General features: G+C 63.9%; 21 protein-coding genes. 8 read left to right on the top strand and 13 right to left on the bottom strand.

Annotated features, from left to right (window positions below; all coding sequences use genetic code 11):
* Positions 1-23: 23 nt before the first annotated feature.
* Complete coding sequence (locus ASD68_RS03305) at positions 24-1,259, bottom strand: hypothetical protein (RefSeq protein WP_235578618.1); 1,236 nt, start codon at positions 1,257-1,259, stop codon at positions 24-26.
* A 43-nt stretch (positions 1,260-1,302) separates the two neighbouring features.
* Here ASD68_RS03305 and ASD68_RS03300 point away from each other — a divergent pair, with 43 nt between their 5' ends.
* Together ASD68_RS03300 and ASD68_RS03295 are read left to right on the top strand one after the other, a co-directional pair.
* Complete coding sequence (locus tag ASD68_RS03300) at positions 1,303-1,860, top strand: TetR/AcrR family transcriptional regulator (protein ID WP_056078806.1); 558 nt, start codon at positions 1,303-1,305, stop codon at positions 1,858-1,860.
* Positions 1,857-2,879 carry an alpha/beta fold hydrolase gene (locus tag ASD68_RS03295; RefSeq protein WP_235578617.1) on the top strand — a complete coding sequence of 341 codons (1,023 nt, stop codon included), beginning with the start codon at positions 1,857-1,859 and terminating at the stop codon, positions 2,877-2,879. The genes ASD68_RS03300 and ASD68_RS03295 overlap by 4 nt, the downstream gene beginning before the upstream one ends.
* Before the next feature lie 21 nt (positions 2,880-2,900).
* On the opposite strand, the gene ASD68_RS03290 is transcribed toward ASD68_RS03295, so the two are convergent.
* Positions 2,901-3,776 carry an NmrA/HSCARG family protein gene (locus tag ASD68_RS03290; RefSeq protein ID WP_056603345.1) on the bottom strand — a complete coding sequence of 292 codons (876 nt, stop codon included), beginning with the start codon at positions 3,774-3,776 and terminating at the stop codon, positions 2,901-2,903.
* A gap of 103 nt (positions 3,777-3,879) precedes the next feature.
* Between ASD68_RS03290 and ASD68_RS03285 the strand changes: the two genes are divergently transcribed.
* Positions 3,880-4,782, top strand: coding sequence for a LysR family transcriptional regulator (locus tag ASD68_RS03285; protein WP_056603342.1), 903 nt, complete (start codon positions 3,880-3,882; stop codon positions 4,780-4,782).
* 122 nt (positions 4,783-4,904) lie between these two features.
* Positions 4,905-5,762 carry a sensor domain-containing diguanylate cyclase gene (locus tag ASD68_RS03280; protein ID WP_235578616.1) on the top strand — a complete coding sequence of 286 codons (858 nt, stop codon included), beginning with the start codon at positions 4,905-4,907 and terminating at the stop codon, positions 5,760-5,762.
* Between the two features lie 77 nt (positions 5,763-5,839).
* On the opposite strand, the gene ASD68_RS03275 is transcribed toward ASD68_RS03280, so the two are convergent.
* Positions 5,840-6,322: a TlpA disulfide reductase family protein gene (locus ASD68_RS03275; RefSeq protein WP_056603336.1), complete on the bottom strand. Its 483-nt coding sequence runs from the start codon at positions 6,320-6,322 to the stop codon at positions 5,840-5,842.
* 111 nt (positions 6,323-6,433) lie between these two features.
* Here ASD68_RS03275 and ASD68_RS03270 point away from each other — a divergent pair, with 111 nt between their 5' ends.
* Positions 6,434-7,366 (top strand): MBL fold metallo-hydrolase, encoded by a 933-nt coding sequence (locus ASD68_RS03270; protein WP_056603333.1) that lies wholly within the window; start codon positions 6,434-6,436, stop codon positions 7,364-7,366.
* A 6-nt stretch (positions 7,367-7,372) separates the two neighbouring features.
* Here ASD68_RS03270 and ASD68_RS03265 read toward each other — a convergent pair whose 3' ends face one another.
* From ASD68_RS03265 to cmk, 10 genes are all read right to left on the bottom strand, one after another.
* Positions 7,373-7,741 carry a tRNA-binding protein gene (locus ASD68_RS03265; RefSeq protein ID WP_056603329.1) on the bottom strand — a complete coding sequence of 123 codons (369 nt, stop codon included), beginning with the start codon at positions 7,739-7,741 and terminating at the stop codon, positions 7,373-7,375.
* A complete protein-coding gene (locus tag ASD68_RS03260; RefSeq protein ID WP_056603326.1) occupies positions 7,738-9,027 on the bottom strand; it encodes an FAD-binding oxidoreductase in 1,290 nt (429 codons plus the stop codon). The genes ASD68_RS03265 and ASD68_RS03260 overlap by 4 nt, the downstream gene beginning before the upstream one ends.
* Positions 9,028-9,129: 102 nt before the next feature.
* On the bottom strand, positions 9,130-10,005 hold the full coding sequence (gene galU, locus ASD68_RS03255; RefSeq protein ID WP_056078787.1) for a UTP--glucose-1-phosphate uridylyltransferase GalU: 876 nt from the start codon (positions 10,003-10,005) through the stop codon (positions 9,130-9,132).
* Entirely contained in the window at positions 10,006-11,901 is a 1,896-nt protein-coding gene (locus ASD68_RS03250; protein WP_056078784.1) for a nucleoside-diphosphate sugar epimerase/dehydratase, read from the bottom strand.
* A complete protein-coding gene (locus ASD68_RS03245; protein ID WP_056078780.1) occupies positions 11,888-12,934 on the bottom strand; it encodes a glycosyltransferase family 4 protein in 1,047 nt (348 codons plus the stop codon). Before ASD68_RS03245 ends, ASD68_RS03250 begins: the two co-directional genes overlap by 14 nt.
* Positions 12,927-14,099 (bottom strand): lipopolysaccharide assembly protein LapB, encoded by a 1,173-nt coding sequence (gene lapB / locus ASD68_RS03240; RefSeq protein ID WP_056603323.1) that lies wholly within the window; start codon positions 14,097-14,099, stop codon positions 12,927-12,929. Before lapB ends, ASD68_RS03245 begins: the two co-directional genes overlap by 8 nt.
* Positions 14,096-14,344 carry a LapA family protein gene (locus ASD68_RS03235; RefSeq protein WP_056078774.1) on the bottom strand — a complete coding sequence of 83 codons (249 nt, stop codon included), beginning with the start codon at positions 14,342-14,344 and terminating at the stop codon, positions 14,096-14,098. The genes lapB and ASD68_RS03235 overlap by 4 nt, the downstream gene beginning before the upstream one ends.
* A 153-nt stretch (positions 14,345-14,497) precedes the next feature.
* Complete coding sequence (locus tag ASD68_RS03230) at positions 14,498-14,797, bottom strand: integration host factor subunit beta (protein ID WP_007080710.1); 300 nt, start codon at positions 14,795-14,797, stop codon at positions 14,498-14,500.
* Between the two features lie 77 nt (positions 14,798-14,874).
* Positions 14,875-16,548, bottom strand: coding sequence for a 30S ribosomal protein S1 (gene rpsA, locus ASD68_RS03225; protein ID WP_007080709.1), 1,674 nt, complete (start codon positions 16,546-16,548; stop codon positions 14,875-14,877).
* A 169-nt stretch (positions 16,549-16,717) separates the two neighbouring features.
* Complete coding sequence (gene cmk / locus ASD68_RS03220) at positions 16,718-17,395, bottom strand: (d)CMP kinase (RefSeq protein ID WP_082545927.1); 678 nt, start codon at positions 17,393-17,395, stop codon at positions 16,718-16,720.
* A 177-nt stretch (positions 17,396-17,572) separates the two neighbouring features.
* Between cmk and ASD68_RS03215 the strand changes: the two genes are divergently transcribed.
* From ASD68_RS03215 to ykgO, 3 genes are all read left to right on the top strand, one after another.
* Positions 17,573-19,591, top strand: coding sequence for an NADPH-dependent 2,4-dienoyl-CoA reductase (locus ASD68_RS03215; RefSeq protein ID WP_056603320.1), 2,019 nt, complete (start codon positions 17,573-17,575; stop codon positions 19,589-19,591).
* Positions 19,592-19,823: 232 nt separating this feature from the next.
* Positions 19,824-20,735, top strand: coding sequence for a LysR substrate-binding domain-containing protein (locus ASD68_RS03210; protein WP_056603318.1), 912 nt, complete (start codon positions 19,824-19,826; stop codon positions 20,733-20,735).
* A 60-nt stretch (positions 20,736-20,795) separates the two neighbouring features.
* Positions 20,796-20,921: a type B 50S ribosomal protein L36 gene (ykgO, locus tag ASD68_RS03205; RefSeq protein WP_007080705.1), complete on the top strand. Its 126-nt coding sequence runs from the start codon at positions 20,796-20,798 to the stop codon at positions 20,919-20,921.
* The last annotated feature ends 99 nt before the right edge of the window (positions 20,922-21,020 follow it).

Below are 21,020 nucleotides of genomic sequence, written 5' to 3'. Positions count from 1 at the left end.
TCCCGCTCGCGGGACAACAGCTTTCAGTGCGCCTTCTTGGGCCGCGCTGGCCATGGCGCAACGCGCCAGCAGGTGTAGTAGAAAACCTTGAGCTGCGCGCGCACCGGCTGCAACGGCATGGTGAAGCCATCACGGAAGGCATCGCTGCGGCCGCCGACCCATGCACCGACCGACCACGCCGATATCAGATCCACCAGATCGGCGGGCGGCAGATCACGGCGGATCACCAGCGCGTTGCCCATCGCCTGCGCGCCGCCACGTGGCTGGCTCAACCGCTTTTCGTCCCCGAGCTGAAAATAGGAACTACCACCACGCAAGGCGATTTGCCGCGCACGCGCGATGCCCACTTCGTCATACGCCGTCACCGTGGTCTTGCCCGGTTGGCACTGGACCGTGAGCCGGTGCGTTCCCTTGCGATCCGCCAGGCGCAAATCCAGTCGTGGCGCAGGCCTGGACAAATCATAAGTGGCCGTCGTCGGCAGCCGGCCATTGTTGGCCAGGCCAGACGCGGTCATCTTCTCGGCCGTCAGCCACGCCTCGCTGCCAAGCATTTCATCCTTGATCCCCATCGCTTTCAGATAAGTGACGGCATCGGGCGAGTGGCGCGTGGCCTGCGTCTGTGGCGAGCTGAATCCGATACGGTCGCGCCCGCTGGGCACCCAGCGATACAGGCCACCGAGATAGGCGTAAAGACAGGCATCCATGCAGATAGCCGTCTTGGCCTCGACGCTCGCCCACTTCGGCTGCCGTGGCGTACCCAGATGCGTGGCCATGCCGCCAGCGCGAAACATCCTGCCCAACGCCATGCCGGCAGCGCGGTCAGCGCCGCGCGCGTTGAGATAGATGTCCGAACCCCTTTCGATGCGACCGGACGCAACCAGCGCCGCGAACCGCTGTGGCGCGCCGGCATCGATCTCGCCATGCAGATACACCTGCGGGTAATGCGTCAATGACAGCGTCAGCCGATCGCGAACGACGTCGATCTTCAGCGGCTTTCCGCGGTCGGCCGACGCGCTGCCGAACGCAGGCATCGCGACAAACAGGGCCAGCGACGCGGCACAGCGCGCGGCATGGCGAACAGTCGAAATGGGGCCGGTATGACGGTGCACTTGCATGACTCTGGACCAGGCCCTCCAGTGTGTGGGTTGGTGAATGTCTCGAGAGTGAACATCCGCCCGGATCCATCGCATACCGATCGCCATTGATTTTGGAAACGGTCCATTCCAAAATAGCGACATGAGCCCATCCAATCCGCCCATGGCCACGCGCTCCCGAGGACGCGGACGGCCGCGAGAGTTCGACATGGCCAAAGCTCTGGACGGAGCAGTCCGGGTTTTTCGCGAGCGTGGTTACAACGCAACGACGATTGCCGATCTCACCCAGGCCACCGGGCTGGTCGCAGGCAGTATCTACAAGGCGTTCAAGGACAAACGCGGGATATTCCTGGCCGCCTTCGACCGTTATGTCGAGGAAAGGGACGCCATGCGCCACCTTGCCCTGCGCCATGCAGGCAACGGGCGTGAGCAGCTCGGGGAATTGCTTGGCCTCTACGCCGCGGCATCCTCCGGATCAGAGGGGAAACAGGGTTGCATGGTGGCTGGCAGCGCGACCGAGCTGGCGACCATGGACGCGGACACCGCACGGCGAGTGCGTGCCGCCTATGCCCGCAATGAGCGACTGCTCGTCCGCACCATCCGCGATGGCCAGGCAGATGGATCGATCCGCGCGGATCTGGATAGCGCAGCGGCCGGTCGACTGATGCTGTGCGTCCTGCAGGGCATGCGCGTCGTCGGCAAGACCGGGCGGTCGCATGACGACATGAACGCGCTGGTCTCGCTCGCCCTGAAAGTTCTCGATTGATTTTTTTTGACTTATTAGGAAATGAATATTTCCTTTTTACATTGGTAGAGGAATCCATGATGAAAGACCGAGAAGATAACCATGCACAGGCTGTAGAACAGTTGCCTGATTCCCCGTCGAGCGCGAGGCCCGGGTTGCCGTCGCCGGACTTTACCCACCGGTTCGCAAACGTCGATGGAGTTCGGCTGCATTACGTCCGCGGCGGGCAGCCAGGGGGCGATACCATCGTCTTTCTGGCCGGCTTTCCGCAGAGCTGGTACGCATGGCGCAAGGTCATGCCCTACCTGGCATCAACCCGCGACGTGATCGCGATCGACCTGCCCGGACAAGGCGATTCCGACCGACTCGACGGTGGTTACGATACCGACGCGCTGGCAGGGAAGGTGCACGCGCTGCTGCAGCAGCTCGGGGTCCATCGCTACGGTCTGGTCGCGCACGACGTGGGCGCCTGGGTCGCCTACCCGCTGGCCGCACGCTACAGCGATGAAGTGCAGGCGCTGGCGCTGCTCGACGCCGGTATCCCGGGCGTGACCTTGCCTGATCGCCTGCCGATGGCGCCGGAACAGGCGTGGCGCACCTGGCACTTCGCCTTCCATGTGATTCCGGATTTACCCGAGATGTTGATCACCGGTCACGAACGCCAATACCTGGCCTGGTTTCTGCGTCGAAAGGCGGCTGATCCGTCGGTTTTCAGCGAGCAGGATCTGGATGAATACCTGCGCGTCTTCACGCTGCCCGGTGGATTGCGTTCCGGCCTGGCCTATTACCGGGCAACACCCGAATCCGCACGCCAGAACCGCGCATTCGCTGCCAGGGAGAAACTCGCGATGCCGGTGCTGGCCCTGAGTGCGGATCAGGGCTCCATCCCCGATATGGCCGCACCGTTGCGAGCATTTGCTGACGACGTGCACGGAGTCAGGATCGCCGACTGCGGTCACTTCATGCCAGAGGAGCAACCCGCCGCCGTAGCCTCCGCGCTGGCAGCTTTTTTCCAGACCTCGGGCCAGGCCGCCGGATGACCGCCGACGGCCACGTGCCGATCAGCCCGCCTGCCAGGCCAGTGCCAGCCCGGCAGCGAAATCACGATAGCGACGGGGCGGATGGCCAAGCAGCCCCGTAAGTGTTTTCACTGCGAGCGGTTTGCCGAGCATGCCGTCGACGTGGAATCGCGCAAGCATCAGGCGCAGGTCGTAAGCCGACCACGAAGGCATGATTCCAGCCATGAAACCTTCGAACGCAGCGAGGTCATTGCCCGCGTAAGTTATCGGCTTGCCCAGTACACCGGACCAGAGCGTCGCCAGCGCATCGCCGGTCAACACATCCGGCCCCACGATTTCGATCACCTCGCGCGGCAGCGGCGTCGGCGCATTCGCGCGGCGCAGCAGCGCGGCGACCGCAATCTCGGCAATGTCACGCACGTCAACCATCGCTATCCCGACATCGCCCACCGGCATGCCGTAGCGCCCCTGCAACAAGCCGTCCCTGAGCTTGGCGTCGTTCTGCATGAAGTACGAAGGGCGCAGCACCGTCACCGGCAAGTCGAGCTGTTCGATCATCCGTTCCACCGTGTATTTGCCAGTGAAATGCGGCACGTCGGCATAGGTATCGCTGTTGAGCACCGACAAATAGACGATGCGTTCGATACCCGCCTCGCGTGCCAGGCTCAGGGTGCCAATCGCCTGGGTCACCTCGTCGGCGACCACGGCGTTGAGCAGAAACAGCGTATCGACCTGTTTCAGCGCCGCGCGCATCGAGGGGATGTCGGTCATGTCGCCCTTGACGGCCGTGACGCCGGCGGGAAGCGATGCTTTGTCCGGGTTGCGCGTCAGCGCGTGGACGCTGGCGCCCTGCGCCGCCAGCCCTTGCACGACCAGGCTGCCAATGGTGCCGGTACTGCCCGTAACCAGAATGTTCATGGGGTGTCTCCTGTATCTGTGGATGTGGAGCCACATCGTGGTGTTTCATGGGAGCTCGCGATAGCCGCATAATCTGGACATCCTGTCTCACTGGTGAAACATCATGGATCTCCTCGCTCTGGCCGATTTCAACGACGTGGCGCGACATGGCGGCTTCGGCCGCGCCGCGCGGATCACCGGCCGCCCCAAGGCCACGCTTTCACGCCGCGTGCGCCAGCTTGAGGACGCGCTGGGCGTGCGTCTGTTCGAGCGCGGCGGCCACACCTTGCGCCTGACGATGGAGGGCCGCGAGCTGCAGGAGCAGACCCAGTCGCTGCTGGAACACATCGACGAAGTGGGCGATACGCTGCGGCGCGGCGTCAGTACGCCGCGTGGCCGATTGCGGGTCAGTGCGCCGGTGCTGTTCGGCCAGCGCGGCCTGGGCCGTATCGCCGCGGATTACGCCCTCGCCTATCCACAGGTGCAATTGGAAGTGGTGGCGGAGGACCGCTTCGTCGATCCCGTCGATGACGATTTCGACCTGATCATCCGCGCCAACCCCGACCCTTCAACCGAGTTGTCCGGCCGATGCTTCCTGCGCGACGTGATGGTGGTGGTGGCCGCGCCGTCGCTGCCTCTGCCGACAAGACGAGTTGAAGCCACGGTGCCAGTCATCACGCTTTCGCGCACGCCGGCCGATGCCTCCTGGCAGCTCAGCCGCGCACGCAGCGTGCGCAACATCGCGACCCGTACGGTATTGCGGCTGTCGTCGATGTCGATGATCCACGACGCGGTCATCGCCGGCATCGGCGCAGCCGCCATGCCGCGCTCGCTGGTACAGGCCGACATCGATGCCGGCCGCCTGATCGTCTGGGGCGTGCTCACCGCCCACCCGGTGGAGGTGTGGGCGCTGTACCCCTCGCATCGGCATGTGAGCGCGCGCGTCTCGGCCTTCGTGAAGTTGCTGCTGGAGCGGTTCGAAAACGCGTCGCCCGCTGCCTTCGCCCAGCTCCCCCATGCGAGCTGATGCATGTGCATCGATAACCCGCCGGAAGCGACGTTCACCGCGACGGAAGAGGATTCTGGTAGTTTCGATATTCCTGCAACGGCGACGTCAGGTCGCCACGGGCACACCACCACCGCAGATTGATGACTCCGACGTTACCGCCCCTTGCCGACGTACTCGACCTGATGCCCGATGCCGTGTGCGTGGTCGATGTCGATGGACGTTTCCTGTTCGTCAATGCCAGTTTCCAGCGCATTTTCGGCTACATGCCCGACGAGGTGCTCGGCCGGCTGATCTTCGATCTGGTCCATCCCGATGACCGCGACGCCACCGCAAGACAGGCCGAAGCGGTCATGGCAGGCGAACTGCAGCGCCACTTTCGCAATCGCTATATCCACAAGGACGGCCACGACGTGGACATACAGTGGTCCGCACGCTGGCTGCCCGACCATCACGTGCGTATCGGCGTCGGCCGCGAAGTGACCGAGCTGCGGCGCCTGGAGCGCGAACTGGAACATCGCGCGAACCACGACTCCCTGACCGGCCTGGCCAACCGCGATCGCCTGCGCGCGGAGATCCGCTCAGCCATCGACCACGCCGCGCATGCCGAGCATGGCTTCACGCTGCTTTACCTCGACCTGGATGGCTTCAAGTTTGCCAACGATCGCGCCGGGCATGATGCTGGCGACCAGCTGTTGCGCGACGTTGCCGTGCGCCTGCAAGAGGGCATCAACCCCAACGACGTGTTGGCCCGCATCGGCGGCGACGAGTTTGTGGCGCTGCTTCCCGCTTGCCACGACACGGCTTCGGCCCACCAGGTAGCCGATTCATTGCGCGCTCGCCTCACGCAACCTTTCAGCCTGCCTGATGGCCCGTTCCTGCTGGACGTCAGCATTGGCATCGCCTGTTTCCCCATCAATGGCACCGACGCGGACAGCCTGCTGGCCCACGCCGACCGGACCATGTACGCCGCCAAGCGACAACGATCGTTGCCCGGTTAGGCAAGACGCCCATACAACGAGACCGGCGCTGGTTCGAGCAAACAACCTCATCTGAAGCGATGTATTGCGCGCGGGACTCAGGCGTCCACAGCCGCAGGCAATTCGGCCAGAAGCCGTCCGATGCTGGCGCCCAGCGCAAGATCATCCGCCACACCGAAATGCTGCTGGCGCAAACACCCTTCCGCGTCGATCAGGACCAGGGTCGGCGTACCTTGCATGGCATAGCTTCGCATCGTGCGGGGCAACGGGTCGCCCTCATCATGCGCGTCCACGCCCACCGGAAAGTCGTAGCGATACTCGTGCAGGAAGGCCGCCAGCGAAACCGGCCCCTGCGCGTCGTGATGTTCGAACACGGTGTGCAACCCCACGACGGCAAGGCGCTCATCCGCAAAGGCGCGCCGTACGCGCTGCATCTGCGGCAGCGCCTGCATGGCGCAGGCGGGGCACAACATCTGGAACGCATGCAGCAACACGACCTTTCCGCGCAAGTCGGCCAGGGCCAGCGGTTCACTATTGAACCAGCGCGACACCTGCCACGCGGGCGCCATGGGCGAGGTCATACGCTTCTCCTGTCGAGACTGCATGACATCACAGTTTACGCGCTGCACGCACGGCGGATGATCCCTGCGCGGCAACTTGCTAACCTGCCCCGACAAGCATCCGGAGGCACCATGACCGTCCACGGCATCCACACCATCGACACCGGTTTCGTGCGCCCGCGTTTCGATGCCGCCTACCTGATCGTGGAAAACGGGCGCGGCGCGTTTGTCGATTGCGGCACGAATTTCGCCGTGCCGCGCATGCTCGACGCGCTACGCCAGGCAGGCCTCACGGCGGACGATGTGGACTGGCTGATCCTTACCCACGTCCATCTGGACCATGCCGGCGGCGCCGGTGCATTGATGGCGCAACTGCCCCACGCACGCCTGGCTGTGCACCCGCGTGGCGCACGACACATGATCGACCCCGCGCAACTCTGGGCCGGCGCCAGTGCGGTCTATGGCGAGGCGGTGATGGAACAGACCTACGGTCGGCTGCAACCCGTTCCATCCGAGCGCGTTGTGGAAGCACCGGACAACCACGTGATCGACCTGGCGGGGCGGCCGCTGCGCTGCATGGATACACCCGGCCACGCGAAGCACCACCTGTGCCTTTACGACGAGCGCTCCAACCGCTGTTTCAGCGGCGATACGTTCGGCCTCAGTTATCGCGAATTCGATACCGCCAACGGGCCGTTCGTGATTCCCACCACGTCGCCGGTGCAGTTCGACCCCGAGGCATTGCATGCATCACTACGGCGTTTGGTCGCCCTGCAGCCGGAGGCGATCCATCTCACCCACTACGGCGCCGTCGAGCAGGTGGAAAAACTGGCCGACGACCTGCACCGCCGGATCGACGCCATGGTGACGCTGACCCGATCGGCAGGCGAGTTGCCCGACCGGCAAGCGCACCTGATGGAAGCCCTCACCGATCTTTACGCCGAACACGCCGCCGCGCATGGCTGGGCCGGCAGCCGCGCGACGCTGTGCGAACTGCTGGGCATGGATATCGAACTCAACGCACAAGGATTGCTGGTGTGGCTGGATCGGCAAGCGCGGCACTGAGGCCACTCACGCCATTCGCGTGCCGTTGGGCACCGGCCTCTCCAGCGTGGTGATCACCACGCCCTGCTCCGTCGCAAAACCGGTCAGCAGGAACTGCGATCGGAACGGGCCGATCTGCTTCTCGGGGAAATTGATGACGCCCACGATTTGCCGGCCCACCAGCTCCGCGGCGCCGTAGAGCGCCACGATCTGCGCACTGGTTTTGCGCTCGCCGTACGGGCCGAAATCCACCCAGACCTTCCACGCCGGCTTGCGCGCTTCCGGAAAGGCCTCCACCCGCGTGACCGTGCCCGCGACCATGACGATCTTCTCGAAGTCCGCCCAGGATATTTCGGTGCCGGGGGCGCGTGCGATTTGTTGCTCGGTATCGCTCATCGTTCCAGTCCACTCTTCAACCAGTCGCGGCTTTGCTGCCACCAGTAATGGGTTTGCGCCCCCAGGTAGCCCCAGGGGCGATGTGTGCTGCGCAATCCGTAATCGTGGAATTGTTTCCAGCTCTCGTCACCGTGCGCGATGGCGGCGGCAAGCAGTTCGCCGGCGGCGCAGGTTGGCGCCAACCCGTGCCCGCCGAACGCCTGCGCCCACCACAAACCTTCCGCATTGCCACCGATCTGCGGCATCTGGTGCCTCGCGTAGCTCATCAGGCCAGACCATGCGTAATCGATGCGCGCGCCCCGCAGTTGCGGAAACACCCGCAGCATGTCGGCAGTGAGAAGCCGCTCTATGGCGCGTGAGGAACGTTCGCGAATCGAGATGCGGCCGCCCCACAGCAGGCGCGTGTCGGGCAGTGGACGATAGTAATCGAACGCAAACCGGGTGTCGTACACCGCCGCCCGGGTCCGCAGACAGGTTTGCATCCGTTCGCCCAGCGGCTCGGTCACCATGACATAGGTGGCGATCGGCAGGATCGCGCGATCAATCGATTCCTCCAGCCCCGCCAGATAACCGCCACACGCCAGCACCAGTTGATCGGCAAGTACGCTGCCATGCGCCGTATCGACACGCCAGCGCGAACCCTCGCGGCGCACCTGCAGTACACCGCTGTTTTCGTGCAGGGCCACGCCACGGCTTGCCGCAGCGCGCGCCAACCCGGTCGCGTAATTGAGCGGATGCAGATGCAAGGCATCGGATTCGTACAACCCGCCGTGATACCGCGCGCTGTCCACCAGCTGGCGCAGCTGGGTTGGCGACAGGGCCTTCCAGTGCACGTCGTAGTGATCGGCCAGCAACTGCTGGCGTCGACGCAGGATGGACGGGTCGCGAAACCAGTTGGCCCAGATCACGCCCTCGTCCACCACGTCGCAAGCAATGTCGTATTGCGCGATACGTCGACGGATGCGCTGCACTGCTGCGGTGGTCAGCGCAAACAATGCGCGGGCACGCGGCGCACCCGATTGATCGAGCAGGCTCTGCTCGCCCAGCGAATAACCGGCAAAAACGAAACCGCCGTTGCGCCCGGACGCACCGAAGCCGACCTGCTCGCGCTCCAGCAACATCACTCCGCGCACGTCGCGCTCGGCCAGGCCCAGCGCGGTATTCAGCCCCGCGTAGCCGCCACCCACGACGACCACGTTCGCCTCATGCGAGCCATGCAACGTTGGATACGGCGCATACGCCGTGGCGGTGGCGCGGTAATAGGAGGTTGGCAGGCCATCGGGCATGGCGTCACCCTACAACCCGGGCGCGCAACCCGACGAGTGCCGAGGGTCAGGATGGTGCGCGGGTTTCAGCTCACCGCTGCGCGTGCATGCGCTGGCGTGCGGTCAGAGGTCCGCGAGAAACGAGCGCACCGTCGGCTCCAACGTCGGGTCCTGCATCGCCATGTGCATGGTGGCGCGCACCAGGCCGGCCTTGTTGCCGCAATCGAAACGGGTGCCTTCGAAGCGATAGGCCAGCACCTTGCCCTGCTCTTTCAGCAGCGCGTCGATGGCGTCGGTCAGCTGGATCTCGCCGCCGGCACCGGGCACGGTCTGTTCAAGCAGCTGGAAAATCCGGCTCGGCAGGACATACCGGCCCACCACGGCAAGGTTCGAGGGTGCGTCGGCGGGCTTGGGCTTCTCCACCATGTGGTCGATGCGCGCGCTGCGCTCATCGATCGCGGTTGCCGCGACGATGCCGTATTTGTCGGTTTCGTTGTGCGGTACCTCTTCCACCGCAATCACGCCCGCCTGCTGCTCGTCGCCCAGCTCGGCCATCTGCCGCAGCGCGCCCTTGCCTTGGCCGTTCCAGATCAGATCGTCAGGCAACACGATGCCAAACGGTTCGTCGCCCACGACGGGTTTGGCACAAAGCACGGCATGGCCGAGGCCAAAGGCCTCTGGCTGCGTGACGAAGATGGCGCGGACATTCTTGGGCAACGTCCCCTGCACCAACGCCAGCAACGCCTCCTTGCCCTTGGCGTGAAGCTTGGCCTCAAGCTCGTAGGCCTTGTCGAAGTAGTCGGCGATCGCGTGCTTGTAGCGGTTGGTCACGAAGATCAACGTGTCCGCGCCCGCATCCACCGCCTCATCCACCGCGTACTGGATCAGCGGTTTGTCCAGCACCGGCAGCATTTCCTTGGCCACCACCTTGGTCGCCGGAAGAAAGCGTGTACCAAGCCCCGCCACGGGAAACACCACTTTGCGCAGAGGCTTGCTCACTTACTTGTCTCCTGATTCATTGCGACGGATGGACACCACGTTGTCGGGCTGCGCCACTTCGCTCCAGCGGAACGAAGGCAGCAGGCTGGAAACGCAGCGCCGCAGATCTTCCTCCCTGAAATCCCGTACCGCGTCGACGGATTTGTTCAGCAGCGCATGCAGCAGTTCCCACGACACCTCGCGGTGCTGCGCCAGGAAAATCTTGGCGTGCGCGGTGCCACTGTAATTTTCCAGCGGGTGGAACAATTCCTCGAACAGCTTCTCGCCGGCGCGCAACCCCGTGTAGACGATGGGAATCTCGCTGCCCGGCTTCTTGCCGGCAAGCCTGATCATCTGTTCGGCGAGGTCGCGGATGCGAACCGGCTCGCCCATGTCCAGCGCGAAAATCTCGCCGCCCTTGCCGAGGCTTGCCGCCTGCAGGATCAACTGGCATGCCTCCGGAATGGTCATGAAGTAACGCGATATCTCCGGATGGGTCACCGTCACCGGGCCACCGGCGCGGATCTGGCGGCGGAAAAGCGGTACCACGGACCCGGCCGAATCCAGCACGTTGCCAAACCGCACGGTCATGTAGCGTGTCGACGTCTGGGCATTGAGGTTCTGGCAATAGATTTCGGCCACGCGCTTGCAGGCGCCCATGACGCTGGTCGGGTTGACCGCCTTGTCGGTGGAGATCAGCACGAAACACTCGACGCCGGTCTCGCTGGCCAGATCGGCCACCGTGCGCGTACCGAGCACATTGTTGCGGAAGGCCGAACGCAGCTGCGTCTGCAACATCGGCACATGCTTGTAGGCTGCCGCGTGGAATACGACCTGGGGCTGCGCCTCCACGAACACCTTGTGCATGGCGGTGCGATCGCCGCAGTCGGCCAGTACACCGTCCAGGATGAGTTCGGGGAAGTCGGCGCGCAATTCCTGGGTGATGCGATACAGGTTGTATTCGCTCTGGTCGACAACGACGAGCGATTGCGCCCCCAGCCTCGCCAGCTGCCGGCACAATTCGGAACCGATCGAACCGCCACCGCCGGTAACCAGCACGCGGCGTGTGGTCAGCGTCTGGCGGATCGCGGTCCAGTCCAGCTCCACCGCGTCGCGACCCAGCAGATCCTCGATCGCCACGTCCTTGATTTCGTTGAACTGCGCGCGACCGGCCACGACGTCATCCAGGCGCGGCACGGTGCGATACGGCAAATCGGTGGCGTCACACAGCGCAACCACGCGGCGCATCTCGTTGGTCGAGGCACCGGGCATGGCGATCAACAGCATGTCCACCGCCGCTTCCCGCGCCACGTCAGGCAACTGCTCCAGATCACCCAGCACGGGGTGGCCATTGATGCTGGCGCCGCGCAACGTCATGCGGTCATCCACGAAACCCACTACGGCGTAGCCGCTGTCGCGGCGCAGGTCACGTGACAGCACCTCGCCGGCACGGTCGGCACCGACGATCAAGACCCGTTTGATGGACACGCCACGACGCGAGTCATCCCGACTGTCTTTCCAGAACCGGTAGGTGAGCCGCGGTACACCCAGCAACCCGGCCAGGACCATCGGATACATCAACAGTACCGACCGCGGGACGCCTTCCAGACGGTTGTAGAGGAACAGCGACAGCCCGATCGCCAGCGCGCCCATGAGCACGGCACGCAGGATGTTCCACAGGTCTGGCAAGCTGGCGAAGCGCCAGACGCCCTTGTACAACCCCGTCCAACGGAAGATGAGGCCCTGTACCAGCAACACGATGGGAAACTCGAACAGCATGAAGCTGACGATCTCGTCCGGCTTCAACGCATAGCGCAGCAGTTTGCTGATCCACCAGGCCAGCGCCGTCGCCGCGAGGTCGTGCAGCACCACGGCGACACGCGGATGGATGAAGGCGGCCATCTTACGCAGCAACATGGCGACCTCCTGCGGTAGGGCGCTGCAGGCAGCGACGTTTCATGACCAGCCAGAGCACCGCCGCAATCGCGTAGATCGCGACAGCAATCGGCAAGGCGGCCTGCGGATGGCTGGCCATCCACCATGCAGCAGGCGCCGCTATCAACAGGTTCCAGACCAGGTAACGCGCGTCAACGCCGGCATGCGACATGCCGCTGCGCACCATCCATTGATAGAGATGTTCACGGTGAGCGCTATGCCACGAGCGTCCGCCCGTCATTCTCGTGAGGAGGGTCAGGCTGGCATCGGTGACAAACGCCGACGAAAGCACCAGTGCCGCCCATGCCAGCGACGGTTCAACGCGCCACAGCAGGACGGAAAAAACAAACACCAGCAGTCCCGCGCTGCCGCTGCCCACGTCACCCATGAAAATGCGCGCAGGCGATCGGTTGTAGAACCAGAAACCCACACCGGCCGTCATGACCGTACCCGCCCCGATTGCCAGCGCCGGCTCTGCAACGGACCAGGCCAGGCAGCCAAGGGCGCCCGCCACGAAAACGATTTGCTGCGCAAGCAAGCCATCGATGCCATCCATGAAGTTGTGCAAGTTGATGCTCCACATACCCGCCAGCAGCAATAACGGGAACCAGTACCACGACAAGTTTGTAGCGATCAGCGTGAAGGAAAACAAAACGACGGCGGCCGCCTGCGTCCCCAACCGCGGCCATACCGGCAGCGGGCGATGGTCATCCCACCACCCGACCAATGCGACCAGAAACAACGCTGCCGCCATTCCCGCCACAACCAGCACGGATATCGGCTTTGATAATGTCAGCAGTGCTCCGGAAGCGCAGATGAACACAGCCACTACCACGCCGATACCGCCACCGCGCGGCGTCGGAATGCGGTGGGAGCGACGATGGCCGGGTTGATCGAACATGCCGCGTCGGCGCGCGTAGTAAATCGCGGCACCCACCAGCAGAGACGTCAGAACGAATGACGATACCAACCACCCCGCTGCCAGCCCTGGCACGACAAATCCATGCTCATTCATTGGCAACCCCGTGAATGGGCCGGATGGTGCTCCAGTTCTTGCAGCTGGGGCATTGCCAATGATGGGCTTTGGCGCCGAAACCACAACGGCTGCAGCGATACATCGCCTGCCCTTCCAGCAGCTTGCGCATCAGCTCGCGCAATATCTGGAAATTCTCCCTGGCCTCACCGTCGATCTTGTCCATGGTGGCGTCGATCAAGGTCATCAGCCCGCGCACCGACGGCCGCTGCCGCAATTGCGCGGTGAGAAATTCCACCGCCTGCCGGTCGCCGTCGCGCTGCCGATACAAGTTCGTCAACGCCAGAACCGGTGAGACACCGTGATAACGATCAAGCAGGCCACGCAGAAAATGCTCCGCACGGCCCATTTGCCGCGACCGTTCATAGCTGTCTAGCAGCGGCGGCAGGATATCCGGCACAAACGCCACATCCGCTTCGACGGCGGCTTCGTAGGCTTCCACTGCCGCGTCGTACGCGCCGTCTTCCGAATGCAGGCGGCCGGTCAGCATGTAGGCGCGCACGCATTGCGCCTGGCTCGCAAACGCCTGGGCGAGATAATCGCGCGCCTCGTTTCGCGCGCCGTGCTGGCGTGAACGCTCGGCGAGCTCGCAATAGAACTGCGCCATCATCGGCGTCTCGTCCTCGCCGGTCATGGTTTCCAGCCGGCGCGCGTGTTCGATCGCCTTGTGCCAATCCCGCTCGTGCTGGTAGATCGCGATGAGATGACGCAACGCCGAGGGCGCGTGGGCATCCATCGCCACCAGGTCACGGAACAACGCCTCGGCGCGATCAAGCAGCCCGGCCCGCATGTAGTCCTCGCCCAACTCCAGCAAGGCCACCGTTTTCATGGCGTCATTCAAGCCGGGGCGTGACACCAGGTGTTGATGCAAACGAATGGCGCGATCCACTTCGCCGCGACGGCGGAACAGATTACCGAGCGCCAGGTGGGTTTCCACCGTATCGCGGTTGTACTCGGCGAGTTTGAGGAACACCTCGATCGCCTTGTCCTGCTCTTCGTTGAGCAGGTAGTTCAGGCCACGAAAATAATCGGATGAGAGTTCGCTGACCTTTGCGCCCGAGCGACGCACGCCTGCCCGGCGCGAGGTCCACCAACCGAGCGCGAAGGCCGCCGGCACCGCCATCACCAGCAGATACAGGAGGCTCATGCGCCAGCCGCTGGCTTCTTGTTTGCCTTGCGTTGTTGGCGACGATGGCTGGTGCTCACGCCAAACCAGGCGGTAAGACCACCGAGCAGCCAACCAATGACCAGACTCCCCAGCAGGCCGGCGCCCTTGGGCAACTGGATACGCGCAAAGCCCAGGTCGTAACCGACGAGGTCGGCATTCAGCGCCCCCAGCAAAACGCCAGCAGCGAGGAAGGCAATGAGGAGTAGCAATACGAGCAATCGCATGGCAGGACTTTACCTGATTGACTGACGTCGTCACAGCCAGGCCGCATGCACGATCAGGCATGGGTCAGCAAATGATGCGGATGGGTGGCCATCAAAAAAAAGAAAGGCAGGAACGACACCTGTCGCCTGCCTTGATCAACGCGTGGCCGTGCTTCAGGCCGTTGCGCTTTCCAGCTGCAGATTCACGCGTTCGCGCAATTCCTTGCCGGGCTTGAAGTGCGGCACATGCTTGCCGGGGAGCGCAACCGCTTCACCCGTTTTGGGATTGCGGCCCATCCTTGGCGGACGGTAATGCAACGCGAAACTGCCAAAACCGCGTACTTCGATGCGTTCGCCATGGGCCAGCGCGTGACTCATCTGCTCGATCACACTTTTTACGGCCATCTCCACGTCCGCGAACGCAAGATGGGTCTGGCGTCTTGCCAGCGCTTCTATCAATTCGGATTTGGTCATGGTCCCCAATGTCCGTGACTTGAAACAGCGGGGCGGCGTGATGCCGCCCCGCGTCAACTCGGCAATGTCGCTGCCGATCAATCAGCCTTGTTGAACTGCTCTTTGAGCAAGGCACCGAGCTTGGTCGTACCGCTTGCGGCTGCCGAGTAATCGACGGCCACGTCGGGTGCATCTTCCTCGTCCTTGGCGCGAATCGAGAGCGCCAGCTGGCGACCCTTGCGATCCATGCCGGTGAACTTGGCTTCGACCGCGTCGCCCACCTTCAGATGCTGGGTGGCATCGTCGATGCGCTCCTTGGCGATGTCGTTGGCGCGCAGGTAACCCTCGACGCCTTCGCCCAGATCGATCACGGCGCCCTTGGCGTCGACTTCCTTGACGGTGCCGTTGACGATCGTGCCGCGCGGATTCGCCGCCATGAACTGGCCGAACGGGTCCTGCTCCATCTGCTTGATGCCCAGCGAGATGCGCTCACGCTCCGGGTCGACGGCCAGCACCACGGCCTCGATCTCTTCGCCCTTCTTGAAGTCGCGCACGAGATCTTCGCCGGACACCTGCCAGGAGATGTCGGACAGGTGCACCAGGCCGTCGATGCCGCCGTCCAGGCCGATGAACACGCCGAAGTCGGTGATCGACTTGATCTGGCCGGAGACCTTGTCGCCCTTCTTGTGCATGGCGGCGAAGGCTTCCCACGGGTTCGAGCGGGTCTGCTTGATACCCAGCGAGATGCGGCGACGCTCCTCGTCCACGTCCAGCACGGTGACTTCGGTTTCGTCACCGACCTGAACCACCTTGGCCGGGTTGACGTTCTTGTTGGTCCAGTCCATCTCGGACACGTGCACCAGGCCTTCCACGCCCGGCTCGATCTCGACGAAGCAGCCGTAATCGGTGACGTTGGAGACCTTGCCGAACAGGCGGCTGCCGACCGGGTAGCGGCGGGCGATGGCGACCCACGGGTCGTCGCCCAGCTGCTTCAGGCCCAGCGAGACGCGGTTGCGCTCCTTGTCGTACTTCAGCACGCGCACGTCCAGCTCGTCGCCGACGTTGACGACTTCGGACGGGTGACGCACCCGCTTCCACGCCATGTCGGTGATGTGCAGCAGGCCGTCGATGCCGCCCAGGTCCACGAATGCGCCGTAATCGGTGAGGTTCTTCACCACACCCTTGACGACGGCACCCTCGGTCAGGCGCTCAAGCAGCTTCTCGCGCTCTTCGGAGAACTCGGTCTCGACGACGGCGCGGCGGCTGACCACCACGTTGTTGCGCTTGCGGTCCAGCTTGATGATCTTGAACTCGAGCTCCTTGCCCTCGAGGTAGGTCGGCTCGCGCACCGGGCGCACGTCGACCAGCGAACCGGGCAGGAACGCGCGAACGTCCTTGATGTCGACGGTGAAACCGCCCTTGACCTTGCCCGAGATCATGCCCTTGATCGTTTCTTCCTTGTCGAACGCCTGCTCCAGGTCGTCCCACACCATCGAGCGCTTGGCCTTCTCGCGCGACAGCTTGGTTTCGCCGAACCCGTCTTCCAGGGCTTCGAGGGCAACCTTCACCTCGTCGCCAACCTGCACCTCCAGCACGCCCTGCTCGTCCTTGAACTGCTCGATCGGGACGATGCCTTCGCTCTTCAGGCCGGCGTTGATCACGACGACGTCGTTGCGGATTTCCACAACGATGCCGGTGACGATGGCGCCGGGCTTCAGCTTGGAGATAGCCTGTTGGCTCTGTTCAAACAGTTCGGCAAAACTTTCAGTCATGTTGATTCCATAGTGGGAAAGGACCGCTGGCTGTGGCGTCTGTGTTGGCCACGAAATCATCGATCCACCGGTTGAGGGTGTCTTCGGCGGTTCTGTCGAACCGGTCGCAAGCCACCGTTGGCCAAAATCCCCTGCCGCGGCAGGGGCGCAAAAACCGCCGTGCAACCGGTCAGGGCTGCACGACGGCAAGTACTTTCGCGACGACCTCGTCGATGCCCATGCCGGTGGTATCCACCAGCAACGCATCGGCGGCGGGCTTGAGCGGCGCGACCGCGCGCGATGCATCGCGGCTGTCACGCGCCTCAATTTCGCGCTGAAGGCTGGAAAGTGTAACGCTGAGTCCCTTGTCTTTCAACTGCTTATAGCGTCTTTTCGCACGCTCGGCGGCACTGGCGGTGAGGAAAACCTTGAACGCGGCATCGGGGAAGATCACCGTACCCATGTCGCGCCCGTCCGCCACCAGCCCGGGTGCCTTGCGGAAGCCCAATTGCAGGGACACCAGGGCCTCGCGCACCGATGGCACCGATGCGATCGCCGAAGCCGCCGCCCCCGCTGTTTCGGTGCGCAATTCGTCGGTGGCATCGTGCCCATTGACGATCACCCGCGTCTCGGCGCCCTTCTTCGCCCGGAACTGTATCCGGGTGGTCTGCGCGCAGCGCGTCACGGCCTCCACATCCGACAGGTCCAGCCCTTCCATGCCGGCCGCATAGCCGACCGCGCGGTACAGCGCGCCGGAATCCAGCAAATGCCAGCCAAGTTGCTGCGCCACCAGCGCGCTGATCGTGCCCTTGCCCGATCCGGACGGCCCGTCGATGGTCAACACGGGAACGGATGAAGCGTGCGGCATGGAAATTCCTGGTCGTAACGTCGAATCGCGAAGTTTAACCCGTCACCGCCACGAAGCCCGACGTGGACGCCGGCTTCCTCCATATTTCCGCGCTCACCGCTGCGCGCATGACTACGCCCCTTGCTTTTACAGCCTCGATACCGGCACATTCATACGACCGTTTGAGGTGGCACCACCATGAATTACCCGCACCTGTTCGCTCCGCTGGATCTCGGCCATGTCGTCCTGCCCAACCGCATCCTGATGGGGTCGATGCACACCGGGCTCGAAGACAAGGCTCGCGATTACGACAAGCTGGCGGCCTATTTCGCGGAACGGGCACGCGGCGGCGTAGGCCTGATGGTCACCGGCGGCATCGCCCCCAGCATCGCCGGCTGGCTCAAGCCCTTCGGTGGTCGACTGACCCTGCCCTGGCACAAACCGCGGCATCGCAAGCTCACTACCGCCGTGCACGCCGAAGGCGGGCGCATCTGCCTGCAGATCCTGCACGCCGGCCGCTACGGCTATCACCCGCTGTCGGTGGCACCGTCGAAAATCAAATCACCGATCACGCCGTTCACACCCCGCGCGCTGTCGCCACAAGGTGTCGAGCACACCATCGACGACTTCGTCCGTTGCGCACGGCTGGCGCGGGAAGCCGGCTACGACGGCGTGGAAGTGATGGGTTCGGAAGGCTATTTGATCAACCAGTTCATCGCCGAACGCACCAACCACCGCAACGATGCCTGGGGCGGCGATGTCGAACGGCGGATGCGGCTGCCGATCGAAATCGTGCGCCGCACGCGCGAGGCGGTCGGTCGCGACTTCATCATCATCTATCGCCTGTCGATGCTCGACCTGGTCGAGGGCGGCCAGCAATGGGATGAAATCGTGACGCTGGCCAAGGCCATCGAGGCGGCCGGAGCCAGCATCATCAATACCGGCATCGGCTGGCATGAAGCGCGCGTGCCCACCATCGTCACCAGCGTGCCCCGCGCCGGTTTCTCCTGGGTCACCAGGAAACTGAAAGGCGAGGTGTCGATCCCGCTGGTGGCCACCAACCGCATCAACATGCCCGAGGTGGCCGAAGGCGTTCTTGCCGCTGGCGAAGCGGACATGGTCTCCATGGCGCGGCCGCTGCTGGCCGATCCGGCCTGGGCGAACAAGGCAAAGGCCGGGCACAGCGAACGCATCAATACGTGCATCGCCTGCAACCAGGCCTGCCTCGACCACGTGTTCCAGAACAAGCGCGCCAGTTGCCTGGTGAACCCCCGCGCCTGTTACGAAACCGAATTGCGCGCCGAGCCCGTTGCCACGCGCAAACGCATTGCCGTGATCGGGGCCGGCCCTGCCGGCATGGCATGTGCCAGCACGTTGGGCGAGCGCGGCCATGCGGTGACGCTGATCGAGCAGGCCACTGAAATCGGCGGCCAGTTCAACTACGCCAAACAGATCCCGGGCAAGGAAGAGTTTCACGAGACCTTGCGCTATTTCCGACATCAGCTGGCCGATACCGGGGTCGACGTGCAACTGGGCACGACCGCGACGGCCACCTCGTTGCGCGACGCCGGATACGACGACGTGGTGATAGCCACCGGCGTCACGCCGCGCGCCGTCAATTTCCCTGGCCACGATGACCCGCGCGTGCTGAGCTATCTCGATGTGCTGGCACGCCATCATCCGGTGGGCGCGAAAGTCGCCATCATCGGTGCCGGCGGCATCGGTTTCGACGTCGCCGAATTCCTGGTGGAACACCCGCCCTCACCCACCACCGACACCGTGCGCTGGACGCGCGAGTGGGGCGTGGACATGAGTCTGCAGAACCGTGCCGGCCTGCAGAATCCCCAGCCCGAGGCACCCGCGCGACAGGTCTGGCTGCTGCAACGCAGCCAGGGGCGGCTTGGCGCACGGCTCAACAAGACCACCGGCTGGGTTCACCGCGCCACGCTGAAGGCCAAGCAGGTCACCATGCTGGGCAACGTGGGCTACCAGCGCTTCGATGACGATGGACTGCACATCACGGTCGACGGCGCATCTCACGTCCTGCCGGTCGACCACGTCGTGATCTGTGCCGGACAGGAGCCGAACCGTGCGCTGGCCGACGCCCTGATTGCCGCCGGCCTGCGCGTGCACGTCATTGGCGGCGCCGACGTGGCGGCGGAACTGGACGCCAAACGCGCCATTGCGCAAGGCACGCAGCTGGGCTGTCGTCTCTGACCCGACGCGCGGTCCGCCAGCATTGGCGGATCGCAAAAACAAGAACGCCCCGCAAGTGCGACGCGTCAATATGGGCCCGAGGGGGAGGGGAGCCAGATATCGCGATAGCGTCGCTGCGGGGCGAGGGCCACCATCACCAAGGGGGAGGAAGTGATGGGACAGGGATAGTTTATGACCGACGCAATAAAGAAACCAATATATATTTAGCGCTCCACTTAGTCGGTATTGCTATATGTTCGATTTCCGCCAGCTGCGCTACTTCGTCGCCGTCGCCGAGGAACTCAGCTTTACCCGCGCCGCCATTCGGCTGCATCTTTCGCAACCGCCCCTTTCGCAGCAAATCCAGGCACTTGAGCGCGACCTCGGGGTTCGGTTGCTGGAGCGCGACAAGCGCAATGTGGCGCTGACCGAGGCCGGCAGGGTTTTCCTCGAAGAGGCCCGGCAGATCCTGGCCAAAGCCGAAGAGGCACGCAGTCACGTCCTGGCCGCTGCCGCCGGCTACAGCGGGCAACTGCGCCTGGCGTACACCGTATCGGTGTCGTTTCACCCCGCCCTGCCCCAGGCCTTGCTGCGTTACGGCCAGATCGCGCCGAACGTGCGCATCCAGCTCAATGAGATGTACAGCGAACCCCAGTTCGCCGCGTTGCTGGCCGGGCAGATCGACGTGGGTTTCGTCCGTGACGAACCGCAACATACGAAGGACGCCCGCAGCCTGCGCCTCACCGTGATCGACCGCGAACCGCTCCTGCTGGCGCTGCCGTCGGGCCATCCGCTGGCCACCAGGAAAAGCGTGCGGCTGGCCGAAGTAGCCGATGATGCCTTCATCACGCAACCGCGCGAGCTGGCCGCCACCTTGTACGACCGGCTGGTGAAGCTGGCCGCCAAGGCCGGGTTCAAGCCGCGCATCAACCAGCACGCGCAGCAGATCAATGGCTTGCTGGCGCTGGTGGCCGCCGGCCTCGGGCTTGCCCTGGTACCCGCCACCATGCGCACGGTAAGGCTGGCGGGGGTGAGCTATGTGCCGCTGGAAGATGCCGACGCCTACCTGCTGCTGGCCGCCGCCAGCCGGATCCAGGACCAGTCCCCGGCACTGGAGAAATTCCTGGCCACGGTGGCGGAAGTCGCGGTGGTGTCCAGCTTGTGATAAACGCGACAAGCCATTACACTTGCTGGCTTGTCCATTGTTTAGTAACAGGAGCCGGCCGTGAAGGTGCTTAACTCTTTGAAGTCCGCCAAGGCGCGGCACCGCGACTGCAAGATTGTGCGTCGTCGCGGCAAGGTGTTCGTGATTTGCAAGAGCAACCCGCGTTTCAAGGCTCGCCAGCGCTGATTTCAGCCAAGGTTGAGTTGAAGAAAAAGGCCGCGAAAGCGGCCTTTTCTCGTTCCTGGCCCGGCGCCGATGGCGCCGAACCAATGTGACCAGATACGC

Source organism: Rhodanobacter sp. Root627, from assembly GCF_001427835.1.
GTDB lineage: Bacteria > Pseudomonadota > Gammaproteobacteria > Xanthomonadales > Rhodanobacteraceae > Rhodanobacter > Rhodanobacter ginsenosidimutans.
Note: the sequence above shows the minus strand (reverse complement) of the source record. Positions and strands in the feature narration are given on the sequence as shown.

Excerpts from the sequence above, each read along its gene's own strand:
- ASD68_RS03305 (WP_235578618.1), bottom strand. The coding sequence starts at position 1,259 with ATGGGCGGATTGGATGGGCTCATGTCGCTATTTTGGAATGGACCGTTT.
- ASD68_RS03300 (WP_056078806.1), top strand. The coding sequence starts at position 1,303 with ATGGCCAAAGCTCTGGACGGAGCAGTCCGGGTTTTTCGCGAGCGTGGT.
- ASD68_RS03290 (WP_056603345.1), bottom strand. The coding sequence starts at position 3,776 with ATGAACATTCTGGTTACGGGCAGTACCGGCACCATTGGCAGCCTGGTC.
- ASD68_RS03285 (WP_056603342.1), top strand. The coding sequence starts at position 3,880 with ATGGATCTCCTCGCTCTGGCCGATTTCAACGACGTGGCGCGACATGGC.
- ASD68_RS03280 (WP_235578616.1), top strand. The coding sequence starts at position 4,905 with ATGACTCCGACGTTACCGCCCCTTGCCGACGTACTCGACCTGATGCCC.
- ASD68_RS03275 (WP_056603336.1), bottom strand. The coding sequence starts at position 6,322 with ATGACCTCGCCCATGGCGCCCGCGTGGCAGGTGTCGCGCTGGTTCAAT.
- ASD68_RS03270 (WP_056603333.1), top strand. The coding sequence starts at position 6,434 with ATGACCGTCCACGGCATCCACACCATCGACACCGGTTTCGTGCGCCCG.
- ASD68_RS03265 (WP_056603329.1), bottom strand. The coding sequence starts at position 7,741 with ATGAGCGATACCGAGCAACAAATCGCACGCGCCCCCGGCACCGAAATA.
- ASD68_RS03260 (WP_056603326.1), bottom strand. The coding sequence starts at position 9,027 with ATGCCCGATGGCCTGCCAACCTCCTATTACCGCGCCACCGCCACGGCG.
- ASD68_RS03250 (WP_056078784.1), bottom strand. The coding sequence starts at position 11,901 with ATGTTGCTGCGTAAGATGGCCGCCTTCATCCATCCGCGTGTCGCCGTG.
- ASD68_RS03245 (WP_056078780.1), bottom strand. The coding sequence starts at position 12,934 with ATGAATGAGCATGGATTTGTCGTGCCAGGGCTGGCAGCGGGGTGGTTG.
- lapB (WP_056603323.1), bottom strand. The coding sequence starts at position 14,099 with ATGAGCCTCCTGTATCTGCTGGTGATGGCGGTGCCGGCGGCCTTCGCG.
- ASD68_RS03235 (WP_056078774.1), bottom strand. The coding sequence starts at position 14,344 with ATGCGATTGCTCGTATTGCTACTCCTCATTGCCTTCCTCGCTGCTGGC.
- ASD68_RS03230 (WP_007080710.1), bottom strand. The coding sequence starts at position 14,797 with ATGACCAAATCCGAATTGATAGAAGCGCTGGCAAGACGCCAGACCCAT.
- rpsA (WP_007080709.1), bottom strand. The coding sequence starts at position 16,548 with ATGACTGAAAGTTTTGCCGAACTGTTTGAACAGAGCCAACAGGCTATC.
- cmk (WP_082545927.1), bottom strand. The coding sequence starts at position 17,395 with ATGCCGCACGCTTCATCCGTTCCCGTGTTGACCATCGACGGGCCGTCC.
- ASD68_RS03215 (WP_056603320.1), top strand. The coding sequence starts at position 17,573 with ATGAATTACCCGCACCTGTTCGCTCCGCTGGATCTCGGCCATGTCGTC.
- ASD68_RS03210 (WP_056603318.1), top strand. The coding sequence starts at position 19,824 with ATGTTCGATTTCCGCCAGCTGCGCTACTTCGTCGCCGTCGCCGAGGAA.